Origin of the sequence: Christensenella intestinihominis (genome assembly GCF_001678845.1) — a bacterium.
GTDB lineage: Bacteria > Bacillota > Clostridia > Christensenellales > Christensenellaceae > Christensenella > Christensenella intestinihominis.
In genome coordinates, this window is the sequence record NZ_MAIQ01000002.1 from 327,496 (window position 1) to 340,236 (window position 12,741).

Annotated in this window: 12 protein-coding genes; 5 read left to right on the forward strand and 7 right to left on the reverse strand. The window is 52.2% G+C overall.

Annotation, left to right across the window (positions count from 1 at the left end; all coding sequences use genetic code 11):
* The first annotated feature begins 115 nt into the window (after window positions 1-115).
* From rsmA to BBD38_RS04220, 3 genes are all read left to right on the forward strand, one after another.
* Entirely contained in the window at window positions 116-958 is an 843-nt protein-coding gene (gene rsmA, locus BBD38_RS04210; RefSeq protein WP_066684949.1) for a 16S rRNA (adenine(1518)-N(6)/adenine(1519)-N(6))-dimethyltransferase RsmA, read from the forward strand.
* Between the two features lie 157 nt (window positions 959-1,115).
* On the forward strand, window positions 1,116-2,699 hold the full coding sequence (pckA, locus tag BBD38_RS04215; RefSeq protein ID WP_066684951.1) for a phosphoenolpyruvate carboxykinase (ATP): 1,584 nt from the start codon (window positions 1,116-1,118) through the stop codon (window positions 2,697-2,699).
* Window positions 2,700-2,786: 87 nt separating this feature from the next.
* Window positions 2,787-3,431, forward strand: a complete 645-nt coding sequence (locus tag BBD38_RS04220; protein WP_066684953.1) for an HAD family hydrolase — start codon at window positions 2,787-2,789, stop codon at window positions 3,429-3,431.
* Window positions 3,432-3,541: 110 nt separating this feature from the next.
* Here BBD38_RS04220 and BBD38_RS04225 read toward each other — a convergent pair whose 3' ends face one another.
* The 4 genes from BBD38_RS04225 to BBD38_RS04240 form a co-directional block, all read right to left on the reverse strand.
* Entirely contained in the window at window positions 3,542-3,823 is a 282-nt protein-coding gene (locus tag BBD38_RS04225) for a hypothetical protein (RefSeq protein ID WP_066684955.1), read from the reverse strand.
* Between the two features lie 4 nt (window positions 3,824-3,827).
* Window positions 3,828-4,889: a hypothetical protein gene (locus BBD38_RS04230; protein ID WP_066684957.1), complete on the reverse strand. Its 1,062-nt coding sequence runs from the start codon at window positions 4,887-4,889 to the stop codon at window positions 3,828-3,830.
* On the reverse strand, window positions 4,886-5,230 hold the full coding sequence (locus BBD38_RS04235) for a PadR family transcriptional regulator (protein ID WP_066684960.1): 345 nt from the start codon (window positions 5,228-5,230) through the stop codon (window positions 4,886-4,888). Before BBD38_RS04235 ends, BBD38_RS04230 begins: the two co-directional genes overlap by 4 nt.
* A gap of 374 nt (window positions 5,231-5,604) precedes the next feature.
* A complete protein-coding gene (locus BBD38_RS04240) occupies window positions 5,605-6,378 on the reverse strand; it encodes a sporulation initiation factor Spo0A C-terminal domain-containing protein (protein WP_172807757.1) in 774 nt (257 codons plus the stop codon).
* 189 nt (window positions 6,379-6,567) lie between these two features.
* Between BBD38_RS04240 and BBD38_RS04245 the strand changes: the two genes are divergently transcribed.
* Together BBD38_RS04245 and BBD38_RS04250 are read left to right on the forward strand one after the other, a co-directional pair.
* Window positions 6,568-7,929, forward strand: a complete 1,362-nt coding sequence (locus BBD38_RS04245) for a TrkH family potassium uptake protein (RefSeq protein WP_066685405.1) — start codon at window positions 6,568-6,570, stop codon at window positions 7,927-7,929.
* Window positions 7,930-7,942: 13 nt separating this feature from the next.
* Entirely contained in the window at window positions 7,943-8,611 is a 669-nt protein-coding gene (locus tag BBD38_RS04250) for a potassium channel family protein (protein WP_066684964.1), read from the forward strand.
* A gap of 177 nt (window positions 8,612-8,788) precedes the next feature.
* Here BBD38_RS04250 and BBD38_RS04255 read toward each other — a convergent pair whose 3' ends face one another.
* From BBD38_RS04255 to BBD38_RS04265, 3 genes are all read right to left on the reverse strand, one after another.
* Window positions 8,789-10,042 carry a hypothetical protein gene (locus BBD38_RS04255; protein ID WP_082989474.1) on the reverse strand — a complete coding sequence of 418 codons (1,254 nt, stop codon included), beginning with the start codon at window positions 10,040-10,042 and terminating at the stop codon, window positions 8,789-8,791.
* 242 nt (window positions 10,043-10,284) lie between these two features.
* Window positions 10,285-12,138: a histidine kinase dimerization/phosphoacceptor domain -containing protein gene (locus tag BBD38_RS04260; RefSeq protein WP_066684966.1), complete on the reverse strand. Its 1,854-nt coding sequence runs from the start codon at window positions 12,136-12,138 to the stop codon at window positions 10,285-10,287.
* A gap of 1 nt (window position 12,139) precedes the next feature.
* Complete coding sequence (locus BBD38_RS04265) at window positions 12,140-12,730, reverse strand: ANTAR domain-containing response regulator (RefSeq protein WP_066684968.1); 591 nt, start codon at window positions 12,728-12,730, stop codon at window positions 12,140-12,142.
* Window positions 12,731-12,741 lie beyond the last annotated feature (11 nt).

The window sequence follows — 12,741 nt, forward strand, 5'->3', positions numbered from 1 at the left end:
AATAGATTTGGAATCGGCTTCGCCGATCATTAATTGATGTGAACGACGTATTCCTTCATTTTTGCGGATTCCTTGTTATCTATTGCTTGCCGGAGACAAATAGGAAGGAATTGTTATGAACATTACATCCCCGCGCGAGATTGCGCAGCTGCTTTCAGAAAACGGACTCTCCCCGCTGAAAAAATTCGGGCAGAATTTCCTGTGCGATGAAAACATCGTACAGAAAATCGCGGACAGTATGCGGCTTGCGCCCGGAGATTTTGTGCTTGAGGTCGGCACCGGCCTCGGCGCGCTTACGCGGGCGCTTTGCACGCGCGCAAAAAAGGTGGTTTCAATAGAGATTGACCGCGGTCTGCTGGCCCTGCACGAACGGACGCTCGCCGGGCTTTCAAACGTTACGGTCCTTGAAGGGGATATCCTGAAATGCGACCTCCGCAGCCTGTGCGGGCAATATTTCGGCGGCGCGCCCTTCCACGTATGCGGCAACCTGCCCTACTATATTACAAGCAAAATCCTTATGCATGTTTTGGAAAGCGGCGCGCCCGTGCGCTCTGTTACGGCAATGGTGCAGAAGGAGGTGGCGGAGCGTCTTTCCGCCCGGCCGGGAGACACGGATTATGGCGCGCTGACCGCGTCCTGCCTGTATTTCGCGCAGCCGGAGACACTGTTCACCGTATCCCATAGCTGCTTTTATCCCGCGCCGGACGTGGACTCCGCAATTATCCGCATGGAGCTTTCGCATCCCGCCTGCGACGTTCCCCGCGCCGAATATGCGGCGGTGGTGCGCGCGGCCTTTTCCATGCGCCGCAAGACCATCTACAATAACCTCAAGCCTCTTGCAAAGGGCGACGCAAAATCAATTTTGGAATCCTGCAAAATCGACCCGAATGCAAGGGCGCAGGAGCTTTCTCCCGCCCAATTCTGCGAGATTGCAAAACTAATTTTTCAGATATTGTAAAAAATTTCACAACTTTTTTTATTTTCAAGAAGGATTAAAGGGGTATTTATAGAATACTTATAATATGGGGTACGTTCAAATTGTATTCCATACCGCTTTCGGGTGGTTTCTGAATTGCACAAAATTATTATTTAAAACATATTTTAGGAGGTATACGATGGAGACTTACGGTCTGGAAAAATTAGGGATACTGAATCCCACGGCAGTTCACCGCAACCTGTCCCCCGCTTTGCTGGTGGAAGCGGCGTTGAGAAGGGGCGAGGGCGTACTGAGCGACACGGGCGCGCTGACGGTGACCACGGGAAAATATACGGGACGTTCGCCTAAGGACAAATTTATTGTCGACACCCCCGGCGTTCACGACGACATTGCCTGGGGCAGCGTAAACGTGCCGATTACCAAAGAGAAATTCGACGCGATCAAAAACAAGCTGGTCGCTTACCTGCAAAATCGTGAAATTTTTATTTTCGACGGCTTTGCGGGCGCAGACCCGGCCTGCACGAAAAAGTTCCGCATCGTGAACGAGCTGGCGAGCGAGAACCTGTTTATCCACCAGCTCCTGATCCGCCCGACCGCGGACGAGCTGGCCTCTTACGGCGACGCTGATTTCACGATCATTGCCGCGCCCGGATTCAAATGCATTCCGGAAGAGGACGGCGTACACAGCGAAGCCGCCATCATGATCGACTATGAAGCGAAGCTGGTTGTGATCGCAGGATCGCAATATGCGGGCGAAATCAAAAAGAGCGTATTCTCCGTCATGAACTTCCTGATGCCCAAAGAAGACGTCCTGCCCATGCACTGCTCTGCAAACATGGACCCCGAGACGGGCGATACGGCCGTATTCTTCGGCCTTTCCGGCACAGGCAAAACGACGCTGTCCGCCGACCCGAACCGTAAGCTGATCGGCGACGACGAGCACGGCTGGTCCGAACGCGGCATCTTCAACTTTGAAGGCGGCTGCTATGCCAAGACCATTAACCTCGATCCCGAAGGAGAGCCGGAAATCTACAACGCGATCCGTTTCGGCGCGCTGATGGAAAATGTAATCCTCGACCCGGAAACGCGCACGCCTGACTTCAACGACGGCAGTCTCACGGAAAACACCCGCGTGGGCTATCCGGTAAACTTCATTTCCAACGCGGCAATCCCGGGCGTCGGCGATATCCCGAAGGTTATTATCTTCCTTACGGCGGACGCATTCGGCGTACTTCCGCCCATCAGCCGCCTCGATGAGAACGCTGCAATGTACCACTTTGTAACGGGCTTTACTTCCAAGCTGGCGGGTACGGAGCGCGGCATTACCGAGCCGCAGCCGACCTTCTCCACCTGCTTCGGCGCTCCGTTTATGCCGATGGACCCTTCCGTTTACGCGGAAATGCTGGGAGAAAAGATTGCCAAATACAACACCAAGGTGTACCTCGTAAACACCGGCTGGTCGGGCGGCCCCTACGGCGTCGGCAGCCGCATGAAGCTGAAATTCACGCGCGCGATGATTACCGCCGCCCTGAACGGCACGCTCGAGAATGCCGAGTTCAAGCATGACGCGGTGTTCAACGTAGATGTTCCGCAGAGCTGCCCGGAGGTTCCTGACGAGATCATGAACCCGCGCGACACGTGGGCGGACAAGGCGGCTTACGACGAATCTGCAAAGAAACTGGCGAAAATGTTTGAAGATAACTTCGCAAAGAAATATCCGAACATGCCGAAGCACATTGTGGACGCAGGCCCGAAGGGCTGAACCGCGATTCGATGACGGTAAAATGCAGCGGGAAAAGTTCCCGCTGCATTTTTATTAAGCAAAAACTGTAACAGGGAGGACGGCACAATGCTTCCGGAGTTTAAAGGCGCAATCTTCGACCTTGACGGCACGCTCCTCGATTCCATGTATGTCTGGTCGGATGTCAACAGGGCGTTTCTCAAAAAGCGCAACCTTTCCGCGCCCGAAGGATATGTGGAGGCCATCACGCCTATGTTTTCAGACGAGGCGGCCGGTTATGCGATTTCCACCCTCGGCCTTGACGACAAGCCGGAGGAACTGATCGCCGAGTGGAACGGGATGGCGCATTCCATTTACGCGAACAAAGTAAGGCTCAAGGAGGGCGCGGGGGAATATCTCCGCATGCTGAAGGGACGCGGCGTGAGGATCGGCGCGGCGACGGCGCTCACCGCCTATTTGTACGAACCCGTCCTCCGGCATAACGGGATATACGGCCTGTTCGACGCGTTTACCTCGTCCCGCGAGGCCGGGCGCAGCAAGGCGTTCCCCGACGTTTACCTGCTGGCCGCCGGACGCATCGGCGTTTTGCCCGCAGACTGCATGGTGTTCGAGGATATCCGCACGGGCGTCCTCGGCGCGAAAGCGGGCGGCTTTTCCACATGCGGCGTGTACGAGCCCTGGTCCTTTCGGGAACAGAACGGACTTGAGGATGCGGCGGACTATTACATCAAAAGCTTTGAAGAGCTGCTGTAAATCCGGGGGTCAATTTGTACCGGAGGGCAAGCCCTCGTATACTAAATATATATATAATTTATGGACTGCAAAAAGGGGCTGCCCCGGAATCCGGACAGCCCCTTTTCGTTTCAGCCGGCCAGCAGGAAAACAAATGCCAGCGCGGCGGCGGTCAGGAAAATCAGCATAATGTTTTTGGTGACCGCCGTGTTCTTTTCCGATGAATCCGCGAGCAGCAGGTTCAGCTCGGCATCCGTAGGCGGCTCATACCGGTAATACCTCCCCGGCTCCTCGCCCACATAGGTTTTTGAAAATTCCCCTGGCAAAAGCTCCCGCTTTGCCTCCCAATATTCTTCCTCTGGAACGGCTACCTTTTCCGTGTAAGCCCACCGTATCTTTTCCACTTTTTTCATATTATTATGCCCGGCCGTAGCGGATTCCTTTGTAGAGCGAGGTCGCGCTGTCCAGCACAAAAGCGAAAATCAGGATGCAGCCGAAGTAACGGGTGAAATAACCGAAGAACATATTCAGCTGGTCCAGCCCGACGGTGAAAAACTCCGGGTTGATTGCCGCGGCCTGGTTTATGATTTCCATATTCCAGATCGCCGGGTTGAAGAACACCATGCACGAAAGGATCATCGCGACCAGGTTGAGCACTGTGGTCGCAGCCCCCAGCCAAACCGTATGCCTGCCCGCCGCCACGCGCAGCGCCTCGCGGAGGATTCCGAGCGCAAAGCAGGCGTTTAAAAGGGGCAATACCGTTTTGAGCGTTTCAAGGTTAAAAATTGGTATGGAATGTACCACGCCGTCCGGCCCCGCGATCCAGAATCCCATCAGGAAGGGCAGCAGGTTGAACAGGATAATCACCGCGACTGTGAACACAATGCCCGCGATGGAGTCCCCTTTTTTGAGGATCGCCTTTTCCGTGGGAACCGGTTTGTCCTTTAAATCCTGCGGCTTCCACGCTTCCGATACCGCTTCCTTGATGTTGACCTTCAGCGAGCAGCGCTCGATGATCGCAAAAATGATCGTCACCCACGCAAACCCTTGCACAAGGCCCATAATCACATTTGCAACGGCCATTCCCACGCCGGAAGCCATGTTTCCAAAGATCATCGCCTGCGTCATGCCCGGCGTTTCGAGGACCCACGCCACGCCCTGCACAACCGCGGCGATCACCATTCCCACGGTTACCGCAATCAGAACGATTTTGAGCACAAACCAATATTGCTCGAAATACTCCGGCCCGATCAGGTATTTTTTATCCCCGCGGTATTTTCCCGCAAGGGCGTAGGGCGCGCCCATCTCCTTCAACACGTCCTCCGTATTTTCCTGTTCGGTCTTCCCGTTTCCCGCACGCTCTTCGAGCATGTCGTCGATGAGACCCGCAAGCTCCTTGCTGATATCCTCCCGCTGCTCCGAAGGCAGCCTGCGCGCTACGTCGTAAATATAGCGCTCTATCATTTCCCGCGTCGTCATTGCTCTTCCCCTCCCGTGATCCGCTCGATCGTCTCCGCCATTTCCTTCCACTGTTTAAGCAGTTTCCGGTATACTTCCGTTCCCTGCGGCGTGATCGCGTAATATTTCCGCGGCTTCGCGCCGTCCGTTTCCCACTGGCTCGCAAGCAAGCCCTGCTTTTCCAGCCTGCGCAACAGCGGGTAAAGCGTTCCCGCTTCGGTGGGCATGCCCGCCTCCGTAAGCCGCTGCACCAGCGAATACCCGTACCGCGGCTCGGCAAGCTGCGCCAGCACGCACATAACGATGGTTCCCCGCCGCAGTTCCTGTGATAGCCCGTTCAAAATTTCTTCCGGTGTTTCCATAATATGTTTCCTCCAATAGTGTGTGTCGTACACTATATTTGCATTATACTGTGCGACATACACTATTGTCAAGTACATATTATAAAAAATCCCGGAAATATTTTCCGGGACTTCCTATTTGCATATTGTACGCATATTCACCAAGCAAAACGTATGAACGATTCTTTTTCCGCATACCGGGAATGTTCCCGGTTTTTCCGGTTTATTCATATAACCGGCACATTATTCATCCATGTTTATCCGCATTATCCACAGGCCTTTTCACTTTTCGCCAGAAAAAGCCCCTTTTGAACCCGGGTTATCCACAAACTTATCCACGTTATCCACAATTATTCATTTTGTGAAACATTTATGTGAAACAATTCTGCGCATAATTATTCATTTCCTTCGCTGATAAGCTTATCGGCAATGAGCGCGATCAGTTCCCCGTTGGTAGGCTTTTGCTTGTTTACGCTGGACGGGAACCCGAGAACCTCCTGTAAATGACGCATCCGGTCCCGGTCGTACATTACCTCCACCGTATGCCGGATTGCCAGTTCCACCTTTGTGGAGGTTACGTCGAAAGTTTTCGCAATCCTCGGGTACAGCTCCCTGGTGATGCTGTAGATAATCATGCGGTCCTGCACGGTAAGCTTTACGGCTTCTTTCAGGTATTGGTAACCTTTCAGGTGGGGCGGCACCCCCATGCGCAGAAACAGGTCCCCAATGCGCTGGTCGAGGCTTACCGTTCCCCCGGCCACCATGCCCGTACCGGAGGGTTCCCCTTCGCGCAGGCGCAGGACGTCCCACATCCGGCGGTACAGCGTATCCTTCTGGTAGGGCTTAATCATATAGTATTTCGCCCCCATATGGAACGATTTTTTAATTACGTCTTCACTGCTGATTGCGGATACGATAATCGTATCCGGCGCGTGTTCCATTTTTTCCGCCGCATGTTCAAGGAAGCTGAAGCCGTCCGAGCCGGGCATCACCAGGTCCACAACCGCGATATCGTAGGCGCATAACGAGCAATATTCCACCGCCTCGCGTACCGAACAGGCGCAATTCACCTGGTGGATATCCTCCTGCTGCGTGAGGAAATGCTCCATTTCAAGCGCTGTCTGTGTGTCGTCGTCTATCAATAATACATCGATTGCCTCTTTTAGCATTTCTTTACACCCTTTCCCCGGCCCCCGGCCGGACTGTTTATAACATATATTCATGAAAGCCGAAAAATATTCCATATATTATAAATTTTTTCACAATTTTTTACTGCGGCCCGGGAATCCTGTGTACTTTTACGGGAAAGGGTGTATAATGGTACAGAGATTTGATTCGAGGTATTCGGCTTGAGGATCATGAAACGGAAAAGGCCGCTGAACCCCGCCGAAATACTGGTGTTCGGGTTCGGCGGAATGATACTGATAGGCGCCGTTCTTTTGTGCCTGCCGGCAGCTTCCTCCACGGGGGAATCGGTGGGCTTTTTGTCTGCATTTTTTTCCGCCACGTCGGCCGTGTGTGTGACCGGGCTTTCCGTGCTTGAGATCGGCACGGCGTTTTCCCTGTTTGGGCAGATGGTCATGCTGGTCCTGATCCAGCTTGGCGGAATCGGGTTTATGACGGCGACCTCCATGGTGTATATGCTGATCGGAAGGCGGATTACGCTCAAGGACCGGATTGTAATCAAGGATTCGCTGGGCGAGACCCATTTGCAGGGCGTGGTGCGCATGACGCGCAACGTTTTGATTGTGACCGCCGTCGCCGAGGCCGCCGGTATCCTACTCCTCTCCATTCGCTTTGTTCCGGAATACGGGGCCGCGCGGGGCCTTTACTACAGCGTATTCCATTCAATTTCTTCCTTCTGCAACGCGGGCTTCGACGTGTTCGGGTTGGGGAACAGCCTCGTCCCTTATGCGTATGACCCGCTGGTGACCATTACGGTTATGTCCCTGATTACCATCGGCGGGCTGGGCTTTTTCGTGGTGGTGGAGCTTTACCGCAAGGCGCTTCTCGGGCACCGGTATCATTTGAAGCTGCACACGAAAATTGTTTTGATTACGTCCGCCGTCCTTGTGCTGGCAGGATTTTTGTTTTTCCTGGTCGCCGAATGGAACAATCCCCGTACGCTGGGCGCGGAAGGGGTTTCCGCATCCGACAAGGTGCTTGGGGCGATGTTCCAGGCTGTGACGCCGCGTACCGCAGGCTATGCGACCATTCCGCAGGGCGACCTGATGCCCGCATCCAAGATTGCAACCACGGCGCTGATGTTCATCGGCGCTTCCCCGTCCGGTACGGGCGGCGGTATCAAAACCACAACCGCGGTGATGCTGCTTTTTTTGGTAGTGACCATCGTGACCGGCAAAAAGGATACCGTTATGATGAAACGCCGCATGAACAAGGACGTGATGATGCGGGCTATTACGATTGCCACGATTGCCTTTGTGTTTGTCGGGTTTATCACGATGCTGCTGTGCATCACCGAGCAATCCCATATTTCGGCTTCCGACCTGCTGTTTGAGACGGTTTCGGCCTTTGCGACGGTCGGGCTTTCCACGGGAATCACGCACGCGCTTTCCCCCGTCAGCCAGATTTTGATTATCATTACGATGTTTGCGGGCAGGGTGGGCGTCTTTACCGTATCCATGGCAGTGGCAAAACGCATGAGCAAGCAGAATGTAAGCAGTATACGTTATCCCGAAGAGCGGATAATGATCGGATAATGACAGGAGAAGCATGATGAAAAAACAATATGTGGTAATCGGGCTCGGGCGGTTTGGCACGAGTGTTGCAAAAACGCTTGTCGACCAGGACGCGGACGTACTGGTAATTGACATAAACGAGGAAAAGGTGGACCAGGCGATCAGCTTCGCGACGCATGCCGTGCAGGCGGACGCGACGGACGAGCAGGCCCTGAAATCCCTCGGCATCCGCAATTTCGACGTGGCGTGCGTTTGCCTCGGCGAAATTCAGTCGAGCATCATGGCGGCGCTTATTTGCAAGGAGCAGGGAATCGACCTTGTGCTGGTGAAAGCGCAGAGCGAGGTGCACGCGAAGGTGCTGTACAAGATGGGCGTAGATAAGGTGGTATTCCCCGAGCGGGATATGGGCATCCGCGTAGCGCACAACCTGATCTCTTCCAATATCCTTGACTTCATCGAGCTTTCGGACGATTATGGGATCGCCGAGATCGAGGCGCTTCCCGTATGGGTGGGGAAAACGCTGATCGATCTTGATTTCCGCAAAAAATACGGCGTAAACATCATTGCCATTAAGGGCCCTGAAAACGCCATCAATGTGAGCCCGCTGCCCGGCGATGTAATCGCGGACGGCGACGTCCTGGTGGTGATTGGGGAAGAGGAAAGCATCAGCAGGCTCGAGCAGCGCGGCGAAAAGCAGCGTTGAATTTCCCCCGGAAGCGGCCTTTATTCCGGAATTCCGGACAGGTTTCGGGCAAAGCCGGAGCCGTAGCGCCAGGAGCGGCGCTGTCTTTCCGGGTCATACTAATAAAAGGAAATAACAAAAAGCGGCATTTGCCGCTTTTTGCTTTCAGGGAGTTATGTATATGGACGAATCGCCGCTTTATTTTGTCCTGCCGATGGTGGTATTGTCTTTTTTGCGGTCCTTCAGTCCCGGAACCGGATTTTCTTTCTTCTCGTCGCGGTAGTCCTCGCCGTCCTTGCTGTTCTTCTGATGGTCCGCGATCACGACGTGGCTTTGCACGCCGCGTATATTCGAGCCGTTGACCTTCTCCTGGTAGGTGAAGAATTCATGGTCTTCGGGCAGGTCGTGGATGCTGACGAAATCTTCCTTGTCCGCGGTGAGCTCGACCTGGTTTGCAAGCACATCGCGCACATAGTCCTTGGTGTCGTGGAATTTCAGCAGCTCGGGGAATTCGCCTGAATTCAATACCTGCTGCCATTCCTTGCCTTCATATTTTTCGAGCAGTTCCGCCGCTTTGTGAAGGTGGGAAATTTCCTGCATCAGGTGGCGCTCCCAGATTTTCTTGATATTTGCGTCCACTTCGTCCTCATAAAACGAATCGTACAGGTAACATTCCGTATATTCATGCAGCAGCAGGTTTTCAAGCCACGTGCAGTTCGGGTCCATCAGGCCGCCGTACTGCGTGACATGCTGCTCCTCCACCATACCGATTTCAAGATACAGCTTTCGTCCCGGATCGGTGGGGTAGGTATTGCCGATGTTCATATAGAAATTCATGGTTTGCTGCTCGCCCGCAGTGATAATCAGCGTATGGAGCTTGGTGCGGTCGTCCGCCGTCTTGAAATCCGCAAAACGCTTGACCGATTCAAACGGATAGCGGTGGTGCGCGACCGTCGGCCTGCCGGGCGTGATGTCCACATAGCCCTTCACCAGCTTATGCGCGGGGATATTCATATCCATATCGAGCAGGTTCGAGTAACGGTACAGATGGTCAAAATCTTCGAGGAGCGCAAAATCCATGCACTGCTTCACATATTCGTCCGGCTCGTGCTGCGCCAGCCACGCCGTGAGGTCCACGGCAAGGTGTTCGTAACCGATGGTGGTTTCGAGCTGCGTTTCGTCGCCGGGCGACAGCCAATTGATGGTCTTCTGCTGCATCTGCTCCTGGCGGCGGCAGGCCGCGATCTCGCGGCGCAGTTCGTTGTCCGCACAGTTCCGGTGGAACTGCTGGCCGAACATAACCGCCTCGGTTTCAATCCCGTTCATCAGGATTACGCGGCATTTCGTGTAGGGGTCCGCATCATTTTTGGAATATGGTTTTTGGTAAAGCTCTTTCCAGCCAAGGAAGCCTTCGTCCATTGCCATTGGTTTTTCTTTAAAAGGGTTCATCATTTTTTGTGTTCCTCCTGTAAATTATGGTCTTTTCTTTTTAACCATCCGGTTTTACGGGAAACACAACGCAAAGAATTTTAATGTTTTCGGGACTTGCCTTCCGGTACAAAAACACGTCCAAAAGCGCCTGCCTGCGCGGAATCGCCGGGAGACATTAAAATATTGGATAGGAAGGAGCAGCGCCGCGCATACGGCGCGTAGTTTGCGCGAATCCTGTGCTGAACCGCCTGCCGGGGGCTTCGTTATTTGCCGTGGCCGCCCCCGTCATAAATAATATGCTTGGGGAAAACAATATCTACGGTGGTGCCGTGGTCGACACGGTATTCGATTTTTCCTTTGAAATCCCCGGAGACGATCGATTCCACAATCGATATCCCAAGCCCTCCTTTCCGGTGCAGCTTCTGTTCGTCGGCGCCTTTTCCGTTGTCAATAACCGACATCCGGATTTCCTCATCCCCGTCCCGGCACACTACCCTGACGATTCCTTCCCCGCTGGAACCAAACGCATGTTTGACACAATTGTTAATCAGCTCGTTAATCACAAGCGCGGCGGAAGCCGCTTTGTTATAAGGCATGAAGGCGTCGTCCAGTTCCAGTACAAGGCTGATTCTCGGCGTTTTATATAATTTGACAATCTCTGTAATGATTTTCCGCAGGTTGACGATGCTGCTCTTCATTTTTTCATTGGACAGCATATCGTGGACCGCGGCAATGCTCTTGATGCGGTAAATCGTTGTATCGATGGCGTCGCTCCATTCCGCCTCCTTGCTTTTGCGGAGGTTGTTCTTCTGCATGTAAAGCAGGCTGATAATAATCTGGAGATTATTTTTGATGCGGTGGTGGCTTTCCTGGAGCAGCGCGGACCTTCCCATCAGCCTTGAGTTTTCGATTGCCAGCACAATTTCGTTTTTCATGGTCGCAATATACATCAGGTCTTTTTCCGTATACATATAATACTTATCGTAGGAAACCTGTATCAGTCCGACAACTTTTGCCTTATGGATAATGGGCACGCCCATCAGCGACTTCGTATCGTTTTCCTCTTCAAAGTAATTTTTTCTTTCCTCATGCGTACAATTGGCAAAAAAGAACTTGTTTGTATCGCTTTTTGCCAGCCGCTCGACAAAATCCGATTTCAGGCGGTATTTCTTTCCGGCGATATCGTCGTTGTTGATCGTATCGATAATATTATTCGCCATCTCGTCTATAATGTAAATGACGCAGTGCTTCGCCTGTATATGCTTTGCAAGGTTATCCGCGATAAATACGAGTACGTCCCGCAATTCATAGCTCGAGGTGAGAATCTCCGTTCCTTTGAAAATTGCATCGATCATTTCATGGATTTCCTCGTGCTGGTTTTCCTCCACCATGAAATTTTCCCATCCGGACATCAGGTACATGGTTTTTGTCGGGTCTTTTTTCACTTCCTCCGCAAGATAGGTGCCGGATATCCTTCCTTTCGAAAGGAAGGATATCCGGTCGGAAAGCTTGAATATATCCTCGAATTTGGACGTGACATATAAAAAGCTCTTTCCCTCTCCCTGCATTTTGGAAATGATTTGCTGGAATTTCAGGTAATAGGCATAATCCATATAATCCAAGGTTTCGTGCAGGACAATCGTGCTTTTGGAACAAAGGTAAAGCCGCAGCAGCTCGATAATATTTTTTTGTTCGTGCGTAAGCATATCGACCTTGGTTTCCGCATCGATATGGATATCAAAATGGTCCAGGAGCTTCTGGCACAGCTTTACGTATTTCTTTTTATTGAGCAGGAAAAAAGGACGGTTGATTAAATATAAATTATGGACGATGGAAAGGTTATCGTAGAGCGTATTTTCATGCCGGATATGGTCGATTTCCTTTGTCCACTTTCCAATATCTCCCGCGTCATACTCTTTTTCCCCGATAATAATATTTCCGCTGATGTTGCTGTTCCCGCCTTCAAGGATATCCACAAAATCCGACACATCCGTTGCCGTCGTGCCGATTACGGTATGGACTTCGCCTTCCCGCAGGTCAAAATCAATGTGGTCTATAATTTGTTTTTGGAACCGGACGGCCGACAGGTTCCTGATCCTGAAATTGTATTTTTCCATACTATTTTAAAATCTGCTCCGAGACAATGATGTCCTTTGCCACCCGCGCAAGCTTTTTATTGGTATTCCTGCTCTTTTTCTGCATCGTTTTCATTGCCTGTTCTTCCGTCAGCCCAAACCGGTCCATCAGGATTCCCTTTGCCTTTTCAACATATTTCCTGTCCTCGAGCGCCCCTTTCACATCCTTTAGGTTGCAAAGGACGTTTTTGAATTCCTCGAACCTGCGCTGCGTAATTTTAATGGTGGAATATAGCTCGTGGATATCGATCGGCTTAATCAGATAGCCGAAAACGCCGGCTTCATTGGCACGGTCGATCAGTTCCGGGTCCGAATAGCCGGTAATCACAATGACCGGGACAAGCCGGGCTTCCACAATTTTTTCAATGGCGGAAATTCCGTCCATTTCGGGCATATTGATATCCATGATGACCATATCGGGTTCAAGGAGCAGCACCTCCGCCACCGCCGTTTTTCCGTCGGTGGCGCAGCCGATTACATCATATCCCATATCCAGCAATTCGGACTTGATCCAATTCAAAATAATGCTTTCATCTTCTGCCAAATAAATTCTTAAAGCTCTCTCTTTATCCATAATTTCACCCT